We start from the raw sequence: 18,708 nt of genomic DNA on the forward strand, positions 1-18,708 counted from the left end.
AGATGACGCGCGATTTTAGTGGAAAAACAGTGGTAATTACCGGTGCCTGTCGCGGTATTGGTGCCGGTATTGCGGAGCGTTTCGCCCGTGACGGTGCCCGTCTGGTGATGGTTTCCAATGCTGACCGGGTATTTCAGACGGCGCAACAGCTGGAGCAACGGTATGGCAGCGAGATCCTGGCGCTGCAGCTGGATGTCACCGATGAAGCCCAGGTACAGCAGCTTTATCAGCAGGCGGCGGAACGTTTCGGCAGTATCGACGTCTCGATCCAGAACGCCGGGGTGATCACCATTGATCGCTTTGACAGCATGCCAAAACAGGACTTTGAGCGCATCCTGGCGGTCAACACCACCGGGGTCTGGCTCTGCTGCCGCGAGGCGGCGAAGTATATGGTGAAACAGAACGGCGGCTGCCTGATTAATACCTCCTCGGGGCAGGGGCGGCAGGGCTTTATCTATACGCCGCACTATGCCGCCAGCAAAATGGGCGTGATTGGCATTACCCAGAGCCTGGCGCTGGAGCTGGCACCGTGGAATATCACCGTTAACGCCTTCTGTCCCGGCATCATTGAGAGTGAGATGTGGGATTACAACGACCGGGTGTGGGGAGAAATCCTCAGCAGCGACAAAAAGCGCTATGGCAAAGGCGAACTGATGGCGGAGTGGGTAGAAAACATTCCGCTGAAGCGCGCCGGTCAGCCGAATGATGTTGCCGGACTGGTGGCTTTCCTCGCCTCCGATGATGCGCGTTATATTACCGGCCAGACCATCAACGTGGATGGCGGGCTTATCTTTTCCTGAGCCTCCTCTGCGATTGCTCCTGGAATCAGGGCGCCCGGCGGGCGCCTTTTTTTCTTTGGAACCTTTTATTTCAACGGGTTAGCATAAATACTTGCCGCTGCCTCGTCTCCGGTGCCTGCAGGCGGGGTCAGGCGGGCGCATAAATATGTTAAGGTTACTGTTGTCTGCTTAATAAGCAGCCCTTTTTGTTACCAAGGCGCTAAACCATACTGCTTATGTTATTGAGACTGACCCGCTATATTTTGCCGTTTTCCAGCGCTGCGCTACTGCTCCGGCTCTCCGCCGCCAGCGGCGCCGGGGCTGACACCCGGGTGCCCGATGCCCCCTTCAGCGATCCCGCCCGTTTTCGCCAGATGACCGACACGTTGCCGTCGCTGGGCTCGCAGGATGAGAGCGCCGCTTTCAGCAAAAAGCTGGCGACCGTCGCCAAAAGCATCGGCGAGGCGAGTCAGAACAGCAGCGATCAGACGCTGGGACAGCAGGCGAGCCTCTGGGCCTTTAACCAGTTGCGCGATGAGGTGACCGAACGCGTGGAGAGTGAAGGGCAGGCGTTGCTGTCGCCCTATGGCATGGCGGAACTGGATATCAACGTCGATATGACCGGAAATTTCAATGGTACGGGCGGGCAGCTGACTACCCCCTGGGCAGATAATTACCGCTATCTTACCTTCAGTCAGCTGGGATTTCGTCAGAGCGAAGAGGGAACGCTGGGCAGCGCAGGTCTGGGCCAGCGCTGGATCGCCGGAAACTGGCTGCTCGGCTACAACGCCTTCGTCGATCGGCAGCTGGAGACGGGATCACAGCGCGCTTCGCTCGGCACCGAGGCCTGGGGCAACTTTCTGCGCTTCTCCGCCAACTACTATACGCCGCTGTCGGGCTGGAATGACGGCAGCGATCTGACGCAGCAGCGCATGGCGCGCGGTTACGATATCACCACCCAGGGCTACCTGCCGTTTTATCGTCAGCTGGGGGTCTCCCTGAGCTGGGAGCAGTATCTGGGCGAGGAGGTGGATCTGTTTGACAGCGGCTCCGGTTATCATAACCCCTCGGCGCTGTCGCTGGGGGTCTCCTATACCCCGGTGCCGCTGGTGACGGTGTCCGCCAGCCATAAAGAAGCCAGCAGCGGTGAGAATCAGGATCAGCTGGGCCTGAAGTTGAATTATCGCTTTGGCGTGGCGCTGCGCCAGCAGCTCTCGGCGGATAATGTCGCAGAGACGCGCTCACTGCGCGGCAGTCGTTATGACAGCGTCACACGCAGCAGCACGCCGGTCCTGGAGTTCCGACAGCGTAAAACCCTGACGGTGTTCCTGGCGACGCCGCCGTGGCAGCTGCATCCGGGCGAGAGCCTGCCGCTGAAATTGCAAATCCGCGCCGCCAACCCGATCACCCAGGTGAGCTGGCAGGGTGATACCCAGGCGCTAAGCCTGACGCCGTCAGCGGATAATAACGATCCGCAGGGCTGGAGTATTATTATGCCGCCATGGGACAGTACGCCCGGTGCCAGCAACGAATATCATCTGTCGGTGACGCTGGAGGACAGCAAGCAGCAGCGTGTTACCTCCAACTGGATCACCCTGAAGCTACAGGAACCGGTAGCGCTGCAGACGCCATCCGCGGAACCCTTTGATCTGATGGCACCTTTACCCGGGTCGCTCTGAAGCCGCTTTTCGCGGCTGACGCGGCTGTTACGCAAAAGTCCAGAAAAAAATGTGATGTTTATCACAATTTTTTGCTGGTGCCGCTGCGTATAAAGTCGCAGAATCAGCTAAAAATCTTGTTCAACTGCATACCATGATTGTTCGTTCGCATAGCCATTGGTTCATTCGTTTGTTCGCATGGCACGGTTCTGTGCTGCCCGATATTCTGTTTCGGCTTTCTGTTAACCTGGTTGTCTCTCTTATCGCCATCTTTTCCCTGGGCTGGTACGGCACGCTCGGTATTAAACTGACGCTGGCGCCATTTAGCCTGCTGGGTGTTTCTATCGCGGTGTTTCTTGGTTTTCGTAACAGTGTCTGTTATGCCCGTTTCAGCGAAGCGCGGCGTTTTCTCGGCGAGTTATTAATCGCCTGTCGTACCCTTCAGCGTCAGGTGTTGACCATTGCGCCCGCTTATACGCCGCGCGCCCAGGCGCTGCTGCTGGCGTTTTGCTATGCCCTGAAGCATCAGCTGCGGCGTACCGATGCGCGCCCCGATCTGCTGCGTCTGCTGGGCAATGAGGCGGATCAGGTACTGGCGCGGCGCTCACCGGCCAACTATCTGCTGCTGCAGCTTTCACAGTGGCTGGGTGAGCAGCGTCGTCAGGGGCTGATCAGCGACGTGGTATGGAGCAATATAGATCAGAACCTTAACCAGCTGGCTGCGGTGCTGGGCGGCTGCGAGCGTCTCGCCAGTATGCCGGTGCCTTTTGCCTACAGCCTGCTGCTGCACCGCACCGTTTATCTCTTCTCGACGCTGCTGCCTTTTGCCCTGGCACCCGATCTCCATTACATGACGCCGCTGGTGTCGATGTTTATCTCTTATACCTTTCTCTCGCTGGATACCCTGGCAGAAGAGCTGGAGATGCCGTTTGGCTATAAGAATAACCATCTGCCGATGGATGCTATCTGCACCAATATTGAAATCAGTCTGCGCGAGATGGCCGGAGAAACGCAGCTGCCAGAACCGCTGAAGCCTGATCACCATTATCGTCTGACCTGAGTTGTTATTTGCGAGCGGAGCGGCTGTCCGCTCGCGTTTCTTCACTTTTCTCCCGCTGGCACTGCACCCTGACAGGGCACGTTGCGCCATTCTGGTGCTGGCGTTGCGCTTTCCTGGCAAAAAATCCCATCATCGATCACAAAAGCAACATTTCGTTTCAGGAATGCATAATAACGCTGTTTTATCTTCGGCAATCCTGCCCACATCAGAAGTTTATTCACTTTTTATGCAGAAGAAGTGAATAGCGTCAGGTTATAAGTTATTGATATCTGGAACGCAGAACGATTTTATGCATTTTTGCGCTGGCTGGCACGGTAAGTGCAATTTAGAGTAGAGCTGCGTTTTCAGGCTATTAACATTTTTAAAACAATAACTTCACCTTGGGTGAGGCAATGAGAGGTTGCTATGTCACAACAGGTTACACGTCACGACTTCGATCAATGGATGATGCCGGTTTATGCTCCCGCTGCCTTTGTGCCGGTACGCGCTGAAGGCTCGACCCTCTGGGATCAGAACGGCAAAGATTATATCGACTTCGCGGGTGGCATTGCGGTCAATGCGCTGGGGCATGCCCATCCTGAACTGCAGCAGGCGCTGCAGGAGCAGGCGTCGCGCCTGTGGCATACCGGCAACGGCTATACCAACGAGCCGATTCTGCGCCTGGCAAAACAGCTGATCGACGCCACCTTCGCCGACCGGGTGTTCTTCTGTAACTCCGGGGCGGAAGCTAACGAAGCGGCGCTCAAGCTGGCGCGTAAAGTTGCCCATGACCGTTTTGGCGGCAACAAAAGTGGTATCGTCGCCTTTAATAACGCCTTTCACGGCCGCACCCTGTTTACCGTTTCCGCTGGCGGCCAGCCCGCCTATTCAAAAGATTTCGCGCCGCTGCCGCCGGAGATTGCCCATGCGCCCTATAACGATCTGGAGGCGGCGGCCAGCCTGATCACTGACGACACCTGTGCGGTGATCGTGGAGCCCATCCAGGGCGAAGGCGGCGTACTGCCTGCCGATCCCGCTTTCCTGCGCGGACTGCGTGAGCTGTGCGACAAACATCAGGCGCTGCTGATTTTTGATGAAGTGCAGAGCGGCGTGGGTCGTACCGGTTCGCTCTACGCCTATATGCATTACGGCGTCATCCCCGATGTGCTGACTACGGCAAAAGCGCTGGGCGGCGGTTTCCCTATCGGCGCCATGCTGACGCGGGAAGATCTGGCGCAGGTGATGGGTGTGGGGACGCACGGCACCACCTACGGCGGCAACCCGCTGGCTGGCGCGGTGGCCGGACGGGTGATGAGCCTGATTAATCGTCCGGAGGTGATGGATGGCGTGGCGCAGCGTCATCGCTGGTTCGTTGACGGCCTGAATGCCATTAACCAGCGCCTGCATCTGTTTAAAGAGATCCGTGGCCTCGGCTTGCTGATTGGCTGCGTGCTGAATGATGACTATGCCGGAAAAGCCAAACAATTTAACCTCGCGGCGGCGGAAGCGGGCGTGATGGTGCTGATCGCCGGGGCAAACGTAGTGCGTTTTGCCCCGGCCCTGATTATCAGCGAGCAGGATGTGCAAACCGGGCTGGCCCGCTTTGAGCAGGCGTGCGAAGCCGTGGTACGAGGAGCCGCATCATGATGGTGATACGTCCCGTCGAGCGTGACGATCTGCCGCAGCTGCTGGCGCTGGCGTCCAAAACCGGCGGCGGCCTGACGTCGCTGCCGGTGGACAGCGCCACCCTGCAGGCGCGCATCGAGCGCTCGATCCAGACCTGGCAGGATCGCCTGCCTCGCGCGGAACAGGGATATGTGTTTGTGCTGGCGGACAGTCAGGAAAATCGCGCGGTGGGCATCTGCGCCATTGAGGTCGCGGTGGGATTGCAGGAGCCCTGGTATAACTTTCGTGTGGGAACCCAGGTACACGCGTCGAAAGAGCTCAATGTTTACGCCAATCTGCCGATCCTTTCTCTGAGCAACGATCATACCGGCAGCAGCGAGCTGTGCACGCTGTTTCTCGATCCGGACTATCGTGACGGCAAAAACGGTTATCTGCTGTCGAAATCGCGCTTTCTGTTTATGGCGAATTTCCGCGAGCGCTTTATGGATCGCGTGGTGGCGGAGATGCGCGGCATCAGCGATGAGCAAGGGCATTCTCCCTTCTGGGAGAGCGTGGGCAGCCACTTTTTTTCCATGTCATTCACCCAGGCCGACTTTCTCAGTGGCACCGGGCAGAAAACCTTTATTGCTGAGCTGATGCCAAAACATCCGCTCTATCTTCATTATCTGTCGCCGGAAGCGCAGGCGGTGATTGGCCAGGTGCATCCGAAAACGGCACCGGCGCGCGCGGTGCTGGAGGCGGAAGGTTTCCGCTACCGTAACTACATCGATATTTTCGATGGCGGCCCGACGCTGGAGTGCGACATTGACCAGATCCGCGCTATCCGCAAAAGCCGCCTGCAACAGGTTGATCAGGGCGAGCCGGATGTCAACTTACCGCTCTGTCTGGTAGCGAATAATGACTACCATCACTACCGCGCAGCGCTGCTGCCTGCGGATATGCGCAGCGATCGTATTGTACTCAGCGCCGCCCAGGCGGAAGCGCTGAAATGCCAGCCAGGCGACAGCCTGCGCGTGGTGTCACTCTGTCCTGAGGAGAAAAAAGCATGACGCACCTGATTAATGGCCAGTGGCTGACCGGCAGCGCAGAGGCTTTCCAGAAAAACGACCCGGTACAGGGCAAGCTGCTGTGGCAGGGCAACGCCGCCTCCGCTGCGCAGGTCGCGGCGGCCGGTGAAGCGGCACGCGCCGCCTTTCCTGCCTGGGGACGGCGGTCGTTCAGCGAGCGTCAGGCACTGGTAGAGAAATTTGCCGCTGCGCTGGAAGCGGATAAAGTTGCACTGGCGGAAACCATTGCCCGGGAGACCGGCAAGCCGCGTTGGGAAGCGCTGACTGAGGTGCAGGCGATGATCAATAAAATCGCCATCTCCATTCGCGCCTGGCACTCGCGCACCGGTGAACAGGTGGAAGGGGAAAGCTCGCTGCGCCACCGCCCGCACGGCGTGCTGGCGGTGTTCGGTCCCTATAATTTCCCCGGGCATCTGCCTAACGGCCACATTGTGCCGGCACTGCTGGCAGGTAACTGCGTGGTCTTTAAACCCAGCGAACTGACGCCGCTGACAGCGGAAAAAACCGTGCGCCTCTGGCAGAGCGTTGGCTTACCGTCCGGGGTGCTGAATCTGGTGCAGGGGGGACGGGAAACCGGCCAGGCGCTGGCGGCCGATGCGCAGATCGACGGCCTGCTGTTTACCGGCAGCGCCAATACCGGCTATCAGCTCCACCGCCAGTTTGCCGGTCAGCCGGAAAAAATGCTGGCGCTGGAGATGGGCGGCAACAATGCCCTGATTGTGGAAGACCCGGCGGATATCGACGGTGCCGTCCATATCGCCATTCAGTCCGCCTTTATTACCGCAGGTCAGCGTTGTACCTGCGCACGTCGCCTGCTGGTGAAACGCGGCGCGGCGGGCGACGCTTTCCTGCAGCGGCTGGTGGCGGTCAGCGCCCGACTGCAGCCGGGCGCCTGGAATGCCGATCCGCAACCCTTTATGGGCAGCGTGATTTCACTGCAGGCGGCGCAGCATATTTATCAGGAATGGCAGAAGCGTCTGGAACTCGGCGCGCAGGTGTTGCTGGCGATGCGCTGGCCTGATAAGCAGTCGGCAATCCTGACGCCGGGCATTATTGACGTCACAGAGGTGCAACAGTTACCGGATGAAGAGGTATTCGGTCCGCTGCTGAGCGTGGTGCGCTACGACACCTTCGATGAGGCGATCCATCTGGCGAACCAGACGCGTTATGGTCTCTCCTGTGGGCTGATTTCGCCGGAGCGCGCGCAGTTCGATCAGCTGTTGCTGGAAGCGCGCGCCGGTATCGTTAACTGGAATAAACCGCTGACCGGCGCTGCCAGCAGCGCCCCCTTTGGCGGTATTGGCGCTTCAGGCAACCATCGGCCCAGCGCCTGGTATGCGGCCGATTATTGCGCCTGGCCGATGGCGTCGCTGGAATCACCCAGCCTGACGCTGCCCGCCACGCTGTTGCCGGGTCTCGATTTTTCTGCCGCAGGAGAAACAGCATGATTGCCCGGGAAGCCAATTTTGATGGTCTGGTGGGCCTGACGCACCATTATGCCGGTCTCTCCTTTGGTAATGAGGCCTCTACGCGCAACCAGAATCACATCTCAAATCCAAAGCTGGCGGCGAAGCAGGGGCTGCTGAAGATGAAGGCGCTGGCCGATATGGGCTATGTGCAGGGGGTGATTCCGCCGCACGAGCGGCCCAATCTGCCGCTGCTGCGCCAGATTGGTTTTCGCGGCAGCGATGAGCAGGTGCTGGCGCAGGCGGCGCAGCAGGCCCCGCAGCTGCTCTCCGCCGCCAGCTCCGCCTCGGCGATGTGGGTCGCCAATGCCGCAACGGTATCGCCCTCAGCCGACAGCGCGGACGGACGCGTACACTTTACCGTGGCGAACCTGAACAATAAATTCCATCGCGCCTCAGAAGCGCCAGGCACTGCCGCGCTGCTGCGCGCCATTTTCCGCGATGCGGCGCATTTCCAGGTGCACGATGCCTTGCCGCAGGTGGCGCTGTTTGGCGACGAAGGGGCGGCTAACCATAACCGCTTTGGCGCAGAGTATGGGGATCCCGGGGTGCAACTTTTTGTCTATGGTCGGGAAGAGGCGACCAGCGGCCTGGTACCGGCGCGCTACCCGGCGCGTCAGACGCGTGAAGCGAGCGAGGCGGTGGCGCGTCTCCATCAGCTGACGCCGGAACGTACGCTGTTTGCGCAACAGAACCCGGCGGTGATCGATCAGGGGGTCTTTCATAACGACGTGATTGCGGTCAGCAATCGCCAGGTGCTGTTCTGTCATCAGCACGCCTTTTTACATCAGGCTGATGTGCTGGCGCAGCTGCGCGCGCGGGTACCGGGCTTTACCGCCATCGAAGTGCCGGAAAACCGTGTTTCGGTCAGGGACGCGGTGAATACCTATCTGTTTAACAGCCAGCTGCTCAGTCAGCCCGATGGCAGCATGATGCTGGTGCTGCCGGAAGAGTCGCGTCAGCACGCGGGCGTCTGGCGCTACCTGTGCGAACTGGTGGAAAGCGGCGGGCCGATTCGCGCGCTGAAGGTGTTTGATCTGCGTGAAAGCATGTGTAACGGCGGCGGACCCGCCTGCCTGCGCCTGCGGGTAGTACTGACCGGGGCGGAATGCCAGGCGTTAAATCCGGCGGTACTGATGAATGATACGCTGTTCGCCACCCTTAATCAGTGGGTGGATCGTCACTACCGCGATCGGCTCTCGGCCGCCGATCTGGCCGACCCGCAACTGCTGCGTGAAGGGCGCGAGGCGCTGGACGAACTGACACAGCTGCTAGACTTAGGCAGTGTGTATGCATTTCAGCGCTGAGCCGCGACGGCGCGGATAAACTGCGCCGTGATTTTCGCCCGCTCAGGGGGAAAGGAGAAAGAATGCAGGATTTTTTACAACAAACACTGACCGGGGGCATGCCCCGCGTGCCGAAAGGGGAGACTGACTTCCTCAGCTGGCAGTGGTGGGATGAAGGGCTGCTGGAGCTGGTGCCGAAAGCGCCGGTGAACCAGACGCTGGTGTTCTCTGCGGCGATTCATGGCAATGAAACCGCGCCGGTGGAAATCATGAACCTGCTACTGACGCCGTTGCTGTCCGGGGAGAAGCCGCTGCAGGCGCGCGTGCTGGCAGTGCTGGGCAATCCGCCTGCCCTGCGCGCGGGCAAACGCTATCTCAATTACGATCTTAACCGGCTGTTTGGCGGACGCTGGCAGCAGGTGGAGGATTGTGATGAAGCGCGGCGTGCGCTGCGTCTGGAGCAGGCACTGGAGTTGTTCTGGCCGCCCTGTGCCGGGGATGAAACACGCTGGCACTTCGATCTGCATACGGCGATTCGCGGCTCTTATCATGCGCGTTTCGGCGTGCTGCCGCAGAACAACCGTCCCTGGCCTGCTGATTTTCTCCACTGGCTGGCGGCTGCCGGACTGGAGGCGCTGGTATTTCATCGCGCCCCCGGCGGAACATTTACCCACTTTAGCTGCGAGCATTTTCACGCCGCCAGCTGCACGCTGGAACTGGGGAAAGCGCTGCCGTTCGGCGAAAACGATCTCAGCCAGTTTGCCGCAGCCCATCAGGCGCTGGCAGCGCTGCTGTATGGCGAGGCGCTGCCCGTGGTGCATGAAAAGCCGCGTCACTATCGCGTGGCGCAGCAGATTACGCGTCACAGCGATCGCTTTGTATTGCATATGGGCAAAGAGACGCTGAATTTTACCGCTTTTCCGCAGGGCACGCTGCTGGCTGAAGATGGCGATCAACGCTACTACGTTCAGCAGGCGCGAGAATATGTGCTGTTTCCTAACCCCAATGTCGCCAGCGGACTGCGTGCCGGACTGATGCTGGTGGAGGAGGGTGAACAAACCCGGGCGCTGCCGCTGTAACAGGCTGCGTTGCCGTCAGGGATGACGGCTGCGGCAACCAGGCGTGAAACCTTCCCGGTTTTGCTTTGCGCGCGGCATCGAATCCGTTACACTCTCCACGATTTCTGCTACTTTCCCTGTAAATTCATATTCTTTTGCAATTCCTCGCCGTTTTCTTCTTATTCTCTTCATGATTGGCTGATTTTTAACTTTTGCGCTTTCAAGGCTTTACGCAGGCTCTGAGTAGTTGACGTTCAGCATCGTAGACTTGTTTCCGAAGACGCGACACAGGTTGTCGCGATAACACTGACAAGTAAGGACAATATGATGCGTAAACTGACTTCCCTTTTTCTTGCGACTACCCTGGCGCTGGGTGCGGCAACTATCGTCCATGCTGCCTCAGACAACCTGACACCTGCACCGGCGGGCAGTGAAAAACCGATGCACCACGCGCCGCGGCATCACGGTATGCATATGATGTTCAGCGATCTGAATCTGACCGATGCGCAGAAAAAACAGATGCGTGACATCATGAAAGAGAGCCGTAAAGAGATGCAGCGCCCGTCGCCGGAAGAGCGTCGTGCCAGCCACGCCATTATCGCCGCAGACAGCTTTGACCGTGCCAAAGCGGAAGCGCAGGCAGAGAAAATGACCGCCAATGCGAAAGCCAATGCGCTGGCGATGATGGAAACCCAGAACAAGCTCTATAACGTACTGACGCCGGAACAGAAAAAACAGTACAACGCTAACTTTGAGAAACGTCTCACAGAGAAGCCGGCGCATAAAGGTAAAATGCCGCAACCCGCTGCTGAATAATCACTGATTCACGGTTGAGGTTTGAGACCGCCGACGTTGTTCATGGCCTGCGTGCTGTGGGCAGCGTCGGCGGTTTTGCATCAGAAAGTACCGTTACCGCCGTCAGAACACCAGACCTGACCGGAGGTAAAGCTCGATTCCGCCGCCGCCAGCGTCACGTAGAGCGGGGCGATCTCCACCGGCTGGCCCGGGCGGCCCAGCGGTGCTTCTTCGCCAAATTTCATCACTTTCTCCATCGGCTGCCCGCCGCTGGATTGCAGCGGCGTCCAGTAAGGCCCCGGTGCCACCGCGTTCACGCGAATCCCTTTTTCCGCCAGCTGTTTCGCCAGGCCTTTGGTAAAGGCGACGATCGCCGCTTTGGTTTGGGCGTAGTCGAGCAGAATGGCGCTGGGTTTCGCCGCCTGCACCGACGAGGTATTGATAATCGCGGAGCCTGGCTTCAGGTGCGCTATCGCTGCTTTGGTGATCCAGAACATGGCGTAGACGTTGGTTTTAAAGGTTTTATCGAAGGATTCGGTGGTGAGTTCGGTAATCGACTCCGCATACTGCTGGCGGCCCGCATTGTTCACCAGAATATCCAGCCCACCCAGCTGGCTGGCCGCATCGTTCACCAGCTGCTGACAAAAGGCTTCGTCGGTAATATCTCCCGGCAGCGCAACCGCCTTGCGTCCCTCGGCACGGATCAGTTCAATCACTTCCCGGGCATCCGGTTCCTCTTCTGGCAGATAGTTAATGGCCACGTCTGCCCCTTCGCGCGCATATGCAATGGCCGCTGCCCGCCCGATGCCGGAGTCACCGCCGGTAATCAGCGCTTTGCGTCCCGCCAGACGGCCACTGCCTTTATAGCTCTGCTCGCCATGATCCGGCACCGGCACCATTTTGCTCGCCAGACCCGGGGGATCCTGGGGCTGACGTTCAAAAGGGGGGCTGGGATACGCTTCACGCGGATCCTGAGGTGAAATCGTGCTGTTTTCAGGTTGTGACATGCTTCCTCCTGCTGTCCTGATAACGTCTCCGTCTAACGGCGACACCCTGGCATTAAGCCTGGACGTGCGCGCCGGGATAAGCACAGCGGGAGGAAGAAAAAAATTACAGCGGCAGCACCGGATAGTGACCCGCCAGCAGCGGGCGACAGAGAATTTTATAGCCGTCGTGATCGAAACCCTCACTGGCGCGCTTGAGGCTGCGCGCCTCTTCGATGCTGCTCACCGAGCCAAGATAGAACCAGTGATCGATAACATGAATCTGCGTCTGAAATTTGCCTTCTTCCACCAGACCAACCGGGCCCTGCCAGGGCCAGCACACCACGCGTACATGCTCCAGCGCCGTCAGTAAGCGCTGCTGGTGCGCCTCGCGCGTCTCTCTGCCACAGCAGGCGCCGGCGCAGCGGCGCAGGGCAGCACGAAAACAGGGGCGGCCGGGCGTGAGAGATTCCAGTCCCAGCAGGCCATGACAGAGCTGATGCTCATCCGCCAGGCTCTTCAGGGTTTCAAGCGCCGCGCGACGGCTGCGGAACAGACCATAAAGGCCGGGGGAGTGGGAAAAATCGAGCTCACTGGCGTACACCACCTGCGGTTTGTCGCTGCCGATTTGCAGCGAGCAGAGCTGACGATTTTTACGCAGCCGCTTGTTGAACAGCGGCTGCTGGGTTTTGATCATCTGCGCTTCAAGCAGCAGGGCACCCAGATCGCCGGCGGTCGGGATCCAGCTGATGCGCCGTGCCAGCCGCAGCATTTTCGCCTCTTCCGGCGTGCGAAAATGGGACATCACGCGCGTACGCAGATTCACGCTTTTGCCGATGTAGAGCGGCATGGTGTCGCTTTCACCGTGGAAGGTATAAACGCCGGGCTGGTTGGGCAAGCCTTCCAGCCACTGACGCAGATGTTCGGGGTATTCGTAAATCGCCGCCGCATCAAACTCCAGGCGGTGAGAAGGTGCACGTCTGCTCAAACACAGGCTCCGGTTACTGGTTTTTCATACAGTGTATCAGCCTGGTTAACTTCTCGCCAGCCTGTCAGCGCTGGCGCGTCGCATGCCAGCAGATCAGCGAGCCCAGCGTAATCATCACAACTCCCTGCCAGAAGGCGAAACCGGGTGTCAGCGACAGCCAGAGCGCCCCCAGCAGCGCCGAAAGCACCGGAGTAAAATAGGAGGCGGTGGCCAGCAGCGTCAGGTTGCCATGCTGAATACCGTGGTTCCAGGCGGAGTAGGCGATGGCGGTACTGGCGCCCATAAACAGCACCTGCAGCAGCGGCTGCAGGGAAAAATGCAGCTCGCTCAGCGAGGCGCTGCAGGCGAATTTGATCCACAGCGCCAGCGCGGTGAAGAGAAAAAACAGGTTCACGCCGCTGGTGCCGCCCGCAAAGCGCCGCGTAAGATTGTTATATAACCCCCAGGCGATGGCAGCGAAAAACGCCAGGCCATAGGCGAGCGGGTTGCTGGCGATATTCTGCCACAGCAGGGAGGGCGACCAGGCGCCTTCGCCCTTCATTACCCAGACGATGCCGAGCAGCGAGAGAAAAATCCCCGGCCAGAGCCAGAAGCGAAAACGCTGCTGATTCAGCGGGATAGCAAACAGAATGGTCAGGCAGGGCCAGAGATAGTTAATCATCCCCAACTCCAGCGATTGACTGCGGTTGCTCGCCAGCCCGATCGCCAGCGCCAGACTGATTTCGTAGGCGACAAACAGGGCGCCGCCACCCCAGAGGTAGATCGGCGGCAGGGCGCGAACCCGCGGCAATCCGCGCGTCAGGCAGAGTAACAGGGCGGTAGTGCTATACACCAGGGCAGCGCCGCCAGTGGTGCCAAAGGCCTCGCTGATACTGCGCAGCAGACCCACGGTAGTACTCCAGAGCAAAATGGCACTCAGGCCAGTCAGGGTCGCGCGTGGCTGGGAAAGAGGCATGGGGTCGCTTAGACAACAGAAAAGAAAAAATTTCTCTCTCCCGCAGGAGAGAGAAATGCGTAACAGCTTATTTTTTCCAGAAGTCGTCAAACACCGTTACCGGCGGACGACGTTTGTGCTCGGTCTTGCGATACCAGCCCTCAATGATGCGGGCGGCATCTGCATCGATTGCCTTCCCTTCCAGATAGTCATCGATCATCTGATAAGTGACGCCCAGCGCCGCCTCATCCTGCAGGCCGGGGCGATCGTCTTCCAGGTCTGCGGTGGGGTGTTTGAGATAGAGGTGTTCCGGACAGCCCAGCGCTTTTAGCAGCTGTTTGCCCTGACCCTTGTTCAGGCGGAACAGCGGGTTAATATCGGTGCCGCCATCGCCATATTTGGTGAAGAAGCCGGTTACCGCTTCCGCCGCATGGTCGGTGCCGACTACTACGCCAGACGTCATGCCGGCAATGCTGTACTGCGCTTTCATGCGCTCGCGCGCTTTTTCATTGCCGCGCACAAAGTCGGACAGGGTAATGCCCGCCTCTTTTAACGCTTTTTCACTCGCCAGTACCGCTTCTTTGATATTCACCACCAGGGTGCGATCGGGCTGGATAAAGTTGAGCGCATCCTGGCAGTCGCTCTCATCCGCCTGCACGCCGTAGGGCAGACGCACGGCGATAAAGGTGTAATCCTGATTACCGCTCTCCTCGCGCAGCTCGCTGATAGCGATTTGCGACAGCTTGCCCGCCAGGGTAGAGTCCTGACCGCCACTGATGCCGAGCACCAGCGTTTTCAGGGCAGGATTGCTTTTCAGATAGGCTTTCAGAAAGTCAACGCTGACACGGATCTCTTGCTGTACGTCGATGGTGGGCTTAACGCCAAGGGCTTTGATGATTTCCTGCTGCAGTGACATGAACCTCTCCTTAAATCAGTGGCCTGAAGGCCCGGTGCGAATCTCTTAAAGCTAACGCGCATCACGCGAAACAACAAGATAAAGTACCTGCTGTTTCGCGTTAACCAGTGAAAAATCACTGGTTTTTCGGTTTTTTCGCCAGCAGATTAAACAGAATAATCGCCAGCATAAAACAGCCGAAGATCGTGCTGGTCATGCTCAGTACCGAAGTGCCACCAATCCCACTGACCGGGACAGTGATGGCGCCAAGGGTAAACATGGTGACGCCAATCACCGCCGAGGCGCTACCAGCACGCTCTCCCTGGCTCTGCATCGCCAGCGAAGAGGCGGTGGTGGCAATCACCCCATTGCTGGCGATGGTAAAGAATAGCGCCAGCAGCAGCAGCGGCAGAGGCGCATGGCTCACGCCCGCCAGCAGCAGAGCGGTGGAGGCGACAAACGCCAGCGTCAGGCCGCCTTTCAGCACGCGATATTCGCCCCAGCGCGGGCAGAGCCGGGCACTGGTTTGCGAGGCGATAATCAGACCAACGCCGTTCGCAGCAAAGCAGAAGCTGAAGGCCTGCGGCGATAACCCGTAGATCTGTTGCAGCACAAAGGGCGAGGCGCCGATGTAGGCGAACATGCCGGACATCATAAAGCCCTGCGTCAGACAGAAGCCCATAAAAGGACGATGGGTGATCACCTGTCCCAGCGCCGCCCAGGTGGAGAAGAGGGAGCCCGGATTGCGCCGCGCCGGCGGCAGGGTTTCATGCAGCTTCCAGCGGGCAAGGAAAATCAGCAGCAGCGCAATGATGCCCAGCGTCAGAAAGATGCCGCGCCAGCTCAGAAATGTCATCATCACCCCACCCAGCACCGGCGCGCCCACCGGTGCCAGGCCATTCACCAGCATCAGCAGGGCGAAGAAGCGCGTCAGTTCATGGCCGCTGTACATATCGCGGGCAATGGCGCGCGACAGGACTGCGCCCCCCGCGCCCGCCAGCCCCTGAAACAGGCGCGCCAGCAGCAACTGATGAATATCCTGTGCCACGGCACAGCCCACGGAGGCGATAAACAGTAGCACCAGCGACAGCTGCAACAGACGAAAACGGCCAAATTTGTCGCTCAGCGGGCCAAACAGCAGCTGTCCGGCCCCCAGGCCCAGCAGGCCTGCCGTCAGGCTGAGCTGCGCCGTGGCGGTTTCACTGGAGAGATCGCGCGCCAGTTCAGGCAGGGCGGGTAAATAGAGATCGATACAAAGCGGGCCCAGCGCAGCCATCAGGCCGAGCGTGATGGCGTAGACCAGCCGGTCAGAATGTGCAGGTGTCATTGATCCTCTGTCTTGTTAACGATGTAAAACCCGGTATGCGGGAGTGACAGGCGAACAGACGCCTGCGGAGAAGCTGCGCCGTTACGCTTACCGGGGATTATACGAGGACGGATACGCCTGAACACGCTTTTTTACCCCATCCCGTGATTTATCAGGCTGCTATTTATCACGCCATAAAGTTGATAAATCTGGATTTATGTTCCAGGCTTACTTTCACATGGACACGCAATGAGGAACAACAATATGAACAAAGTGATGGGATGTGTCGCTGCAGCGTTAACCCTGGCTGCGCTTTCTGGTTGTACCGCTTACGATCGTGCGGAGAGCTATGTTTCACAGCCGGTAGTGAAAGATGTGAAAAAGGGCATGACACGCGACCAGGTTCGTCAGATCGCCGGTCAGCCTTCCACTGAAATCACCATGGTACACGCGCGCGGCACCTGTCAGACCTATGTGCTGGGCGAACGCGACGGCAAGCCGCAAACCTACTTTGTGAGCTATAACGATACCGGCCGCGTGATGAATTACGGCTTCCAGAGTTGTAAAGATTACGATACCGATCCTCAGGCTAATCAGTAATCCCGCGTTCAGAACCTCTGACGGCCCGTGTTTCACGGGCCGTTACTTATTGTAACGCCTGACAAGGGTAACGAGGCGACGGCGTCGCCCCGCAGTTTACGCCGGAATACTTTGCGCCTTCTGACTACGCGACCAGACACGGTGCGCCGCCAGCGCGGCGATAAATTCGCTCATCAGCACGCCTTCCGCTTTCACCTCGTCAATCACGCCCTCTTCGTGCTCATCATCGGCCAGACCAAACTGCGGTTTAAAGCGTCGCGCATCGCCGCTCAGGCCAATCACTTTCAGATGTTTATAAGCTTCCAGCAGATAGTAACGCGCATCGCCACTAAGCAGCAGCGCATCAATATTGCCGTCCGGTACAATAACCGCATCCACGGTCACCGAAGGCAGACCGGTAAAGGTGGCATCCACCGGAATATCTGATCCGTCATCGGCTCGCACCTGCCCAATATGGGCAGCAATCAGTTTGCCGTGTACGCCATGCACCTTCAGCTCCTGCAGTATGGCCAGCACGTCAGCGGCTTTCACGCCATCGCTGATCAGCAATGCCACCTGACGCCCTTTTATCGTACCGCTGGGCACCGCATACAGGCTCAGACTGGGATCTTTCTTCAGGCCGTTCACATCCTGCGGCGGGGCGATATGCATCAGTTCGTCGGGCAGTTCGATACCGAGATTTTCAGCCACCGCATGCGCCAGCGAGACATCGATATGCGCCAGATGATCCAGTACCCGCTCCCGGATATAGCCTCGGCCGACTTTACTGAGTTCAAAAGAGAAGGCGGAGATAATATGCTGCTGCTCCACCGGCGTCTGGCTCAGCCAGAACAGGCGCGGCTGCGAATAGTATTCGCCAAAAGAGGGGCTGCGCTCGCGTACTTTATGGCCTTCAATGCGTTCCTGATAGCTTTCAAAGCCACCGCGATGGGGTGCGGGAGGGGTTTCACGCGGCCAGTTATCGTTAATGGAGTTGGGTTCGTAGTTCGCCGGGTTGGTATCGATTTCCATGCGATGCATACCCTGACGCTGATAATTATGGTAGGGGCAAACCGGGCGGTTGATCGGGATCTCATGGAAGTTGGGCCCGCCGAGACGGCTGATCTGTGTGTCTGTATAGGAGAACAGGCGGCCCTGCAGCAGGGGATCGTTGGTAAAGTCGATGCCGGGAACGATATGACCGGGATGAAACGCCGATTGCTCGGTTTCGGCGAAGAAATTATCGGGATTACGGTTCAGCACCATTTTACCCACCAGTTCCACCGGCACCAGCTCTTCCGGGATCAGCTTGGTGGCGTCCAGCAGGTCAAAATCGAACTTAAATTCATCCTCTTCCGGAATCAGCTGTAGCCCCAGTTCATACTCCGGGTAATCCCCGGCCTCAATCGCTTCCCATAGTTCGCGCCGGTGATAATCGCCGTCGCGACCAATAAGCTTTTGCGATTCATCCCAGATTAACGAGGCTTTGCCTGCCACCGGTTTCCAGTGGAAACGCACAAACGTTGCTTTGCCTTCGGCGTTAATCAGGCGAAATGTGTGAATTCCAAAGCCTTCCATGGTGCGATAGCTGCGCGGAATGCCGCGATCTGACATCGCCCACATCACGTTGTGCAGGGTTTCCGGCTGCAGCGAAACGTAATCCCAGAAGGTGTCATGGGCCGTGGCACCCTGCGGGATTTCGTTGTGCGGTTCCGGTTTTACCGCATGGACAAAGTCAGGAAACTTATGCGCATCCTGAATAAAAAACACCGGGGTGTTATTGCCCACCAGATCGAAGATGCCTTCTTCGGTATAAAACTTGGTGGCGAAGCCGCGGATATCGCGCACGGTATCCGCCGAACCCGCGCCGCCCTGCACGGTAGAAAAGCGGACAAACACCGGCGTCACTTTCTGCGGATCGCGCAGGAAGTCCGCTTTCGTAACATGGCTCATGTCGCGATAAGGCTGAAAATAGCCGTGCGCGGCCGAACCACGGGCATGGACAATACGCTCCGGAATACGCTCATGGTCAAAGTGCGTGATTTTTTCACGCATAATGAAATCTTCCAGCAGCGTCGGCCCCCGCGTTCCGGCGCGCAATGAGTTTTGATCGTTCGCGATGCGCGTGCCCTGATTGGTGGTCAGCGGGGCGTTTTCCCCGTTTTTGCGATGGGCGTCAAGCTGGTCCAGTTTGGCGTTAGTGACTTGAGGGGCTTTCAGACTACCGGGGGCGGTGGGTTGTTTTCCGG

17 protein-coding genes are annotated in these 18,708 nt (G+C 58.5%); 10 read left to right on the forward strand and 7 right to left on the reverse strand.

From position 1 onward, the window contains the following. The first annotated feature begins 2 nt into the window (after positions 1-2). The 3 genes from E0E17_RS15395 (at position 3) to E0E17_RS15405 (ending at position 3,497) form a co-directional block, all read left to right on the forward strand. Positions 3-800 carry a glucose 1-dehydrogenase gene (locus E0E17_RS15395; protein ID WP_130834884.1) on the forward strand — a complete coding sequence of 266 codons (798 nt, stop codon included), beginning with the start codon at positions 3-5 and terminating at the stop codon, positions 798-800. A gap of 215 nt (positions 801-1,015) precedes the next feature. After that, positions 1,016-2,458, forward strand: coding sequence for a YchO/YchP family invasin (locus E0E17_RS15400; protein ID WP_130834885.1), 1,443 nt, complete (start codon positions 1,016-1,018; stop codon positions 2,456-2,458). Between the two features lie 133 nt (positions 2,459-2,591). Continuing rightward, a complete protein-coding gene (locus E0E17_RS15405; protein WP_130834886.1) occupies positions 2,592-3,497 on the forward strand; it encodes a bestrophin family protein in 906 nt (301 codons plus the stop codon). A gap of 41 nt (positions 3,498-3,538) precedes the next feature. On the opposite strand, the gene E0E17_RS15410 is transcribed toward E0E17_RS15405, so the two are convergent. Further along, positions 3,539-3,718 carry a hypothetical protein gene (locus tag E0E17_RS15410; RefSeq protein WP_130834887.1) on the reverse strand — a complete coding sequence of 60 codons (180 nt, stop codon included), beginning with the start codon at positions 3,716-3,718 and terminating at the stop codon, positions 3,539-3,541. Positions 3,719-3,902: 184 nt separating this feature from the next. Between E0E17_RS15410 and E0E17_RS15415 the strand changes: the two genes are divergently transcribed. The 6 genes from E0E17_RS15415 to spy all read left to right on the forward strand — a co-directional run bounded on the left by E0E17_RS15415 (position 3,903) and on the right by spy (position 10,795). Continuing rightward, complete coding sequence (locus E0E17_RS15415) at positions 3,903-5,123, forward strand: aspartate aminotransferase family protein (RefSeq protein WP_130834888.1); 1,221 nt, start codon at positions 3,903-3,905, stop codon at positions 5,121-5,123. Then, on the forward strand, positions 5,120-6,151 hold the full coding sequence (astA, locus tag E0E17_RS15420; protein ID WP_130834889.1) for an arginine N-succinyltransferase: 1,032 nt from the start codon (positions 5,120-5,122) through the stop codon (positions 6,149-6,151). Before E0E17_RS15415 ends, astA begins: the two co-directional genes overlap by 4 nt. Continuing rightward, positions 6,148-7,617 (forward strand): succinylglutamate-semialdehyde dehydrogenase, encoded by a 1,470-nt coding sequence (gene astD, locus E0E17_RS15425; RefSeq protein WP_130834890.1) that lies wholly within the window; start codon positions 6,148-6,150, stop codon positions 7,615-7,617. Before astA ends, astD begins: the two co-directional genes overlap by 4 nt. After that, positions 7,614-8,942 carry an N-succinylarginine dihydrolase gene (gene astB / locus E0E17_RS15430; protein WP_130834891.1) on the forward strand — a complete coding sequence of 443 codons (1,329 nt, stop codon included), beginning with the start codon at positions 7,614-7,616 and terminating at the stop codon, positions 8,940-8,942. Before astD ends, astB begins: the two co-directional genes overlap by 4 nt. Before the next feature lie 62 nt (positions 8,943-9,004). Then, a complete protein-coding gene (astE, locus tag E0E17_RS15435; RefSeq protein WP_130834892.1) occupies positions 9,005-10,000 on the forward strand; it encodes a succinylglutamate desuccinylase in 996 nt (331 codons plus the stop codon). Positions 10,001-10,306: 306 nt separating this feature from the next. Further along, positions 10,307-10,795, forward strand: a complete 489-nt coding sequence (gene spy / locus E0E17_RS15440) for an ATP-independent periplasmic protein-refolding chaperone Spy (protein ID WP_130835581.1) — start codon at positions 10,307-10,309, stop codon at positions 10,793-10,795. An 80-nt stretch (positions 10,796-10,875) separates the two neighbouring features. Here spy and E0E17_RS15445 read toward each other — a convergent pair whose 3' ends face one another. From E0E17_RS15445 to E0E17_RS15465, 5 genes are all read right to left on the reverse strand, one after another. Continuing rightward, on the reverse strand, positions 10,876-11,781 hold the full coding sequence (locus E0E17_RS15445; RefSeq protein WP_130834893.1) for an SDR family oxidoreductase: 906 nt from the start codon (positions 11,779-11,781) through the stop codon (positions 10,876-10,878). Positions 11,782-11,884: 103 nt separating this feature from the next. Then, positions 11,885-12,745 (reverse strand): excinuclease Cho, encoded by an 861-nt coding sequence (gene cho / locus E0E17_RS15450; RefSeq protein WP_130834894.1) that lies wholly within the window; start codon positions 12,743-12,745, stop codon positions 11,885-11,887. Positions 12,746-12,809: 64 nt separating this feature from the next. Further along, positions 12,810-13,700, reverse strand: a complete 891-nt coding sequence (gene yddG, locus E0E17_RS15455) for an aromatic amino acid DMT transporter YddG (protein ID WP_130834895.1) — start codon at positions 13,698-13,700, stop codon at positions 12,810-12,812. Positions 13,701-13,767: 67 nt separating this feature from the next. Then, entirely contained in the window at positions 13,768-14,595 is an 828-nt protein-coding gene (gene nadE / locus E0E17_RS15460; protein ID WP_130834896.1) for an NAD(+) synthase, read from the reverse strand. Positions 14,596-14,710: 115 nt separating this feature from the next. After that, positions 14,711-15,901 carry a multidrug effflux MFS transporter gene (locus E0E17_RS15465; RefSeq protein ID WP_130834897.1) on the reverse strand — a complete coding sequence of 397 codons (1,191 nt, stop codon included), beginning with the start codon at positions 15,899-15,901 and terminating at the stop codon, positions 14,711-14,713. Between the two features lie 243 nt (positions 15,902-16,144). Between E0E17_RS15465 and osmE the strand changes: the two genes are divergently transcribed. Beyond that, positions 16,145-16,480: an osmotically-inducible lipoprotein OsmE gene (gene osmE / locus E0E17_RS15470; protein ID WP_130834898.1), complete on the forward strand. Its 336-nt coding sequence runs from the start codon at positions 16,145-16,147 to the stop codon at positions 16,478-16,480. Between the two features lie 96 nt (positions 16,481-16,576). Here the strand turns inward: osmE and katE are convergent. Next, the coding region (gene katE, locus E0E17_RS15475; RefSeq protein WP_130835582.1) for a catalase HPII at positions 16,577-18,708 on the reverse strand (2,132 nt) is incomplete at its 5' end.

The organism is [Erwinia] mediterraneensis (assembly GCF_900604315.1).
GTDB lineage: Bacteria > Pseudomonadota > Gammaproteobacteria > Enterobacterales > Enterobacteriaceae > Pantoea > Pantoea mediterraneensis_A.

Coding starts and splice junctions, on each gene's coding strand:
- E0E17_RS15395 (WP_130834884.1), top strand. CDS start 3: ATGACGCGCGATTTTAGTGGAAAAACAGTGGTAATTACCGGTGCCTGT.
- E0E17_RS15400 (WP_130834885.1), top strand. CDS start 1,016: ATGTTATTGAGACTGACCCGCTATATTTTGCCGTTTTCCAGCGCTGCG.
- E0E17_RS15405 (WP_130834886.1), top strand. CDS start 2,592: ATGATTGTTCGTTCGCATAGCCATTGGTTCATTCGTTTGTTCGCATGG.
- E0E17_RS15415 (WP_130834888.1), top strand. CDS start 3,903: ATGTCACAACAGGTTACACGTCACGACTTCGATCAATGGATGATGCCG.
- astA (WP_130834889.1), top strand. CDS start 5,120: ATGATGGTGATACGTCCCGTCGAGCGTGACGATCTGCCGCAGCTGCTG.
- astD (WP_130834890.1), top strand. CDS start 6,148: ATGACGCACCTGATTAATGGCCAGTGGCTGACCGGCAGCGCAGAGGCT.
- astB (WP_130834891.1), top strand. CDS start 7,614: ATGATTGCCCGGGAAGCCAATTTTGATGGTCTGGTGGGCCTGACGCAC.
- astE (WP_130834892.1), top strand. CDS start 9,005: ATGCAGGATTTTTTACAACAAACACTGACCGGGGGCATGCCCCGCGTG.
- spy (WP_130835581.1), top strand. CDS start 10,307: ATGCGTAAACTGACTTCCCTTTTTCTTGCGACTACCCTGGCGCTGGGT.
- E0E17_RS15445 (WP_130834893.1), bottom strand. CDS start 11,781: ATGTCACAACCTGAAAACAGCACGATTTCACCTCAGGATCCGCGTGAA.
- yddG (WP_130834895.1), bottom strand. CDS start 13,700: ATGCCTCTTTCCCAGCCACGCGCGACCCTGACTGGCCTGAGTGCCATT.
- nadE (WP_130834896.1), bottom strand. CDS start 14,595: ATGTCACTGCAGCAGGAAATCATCAAAGCCCTTGGCGTTAAGCCCACC.
- E0E17_RS15465 (WP_130834897.1), bottom strand. CDS start 15,901: ATGACACCTGCACATTCTGACCGGCTGGTCTACGCCATCACGCTCGGC.
- osmE (WP_130834898.1), top strand. CDS start 16,145: ATGAACAAAGTGATGGGATGTGTCGCTGCAGCGTTAACCCTGGCTGCG.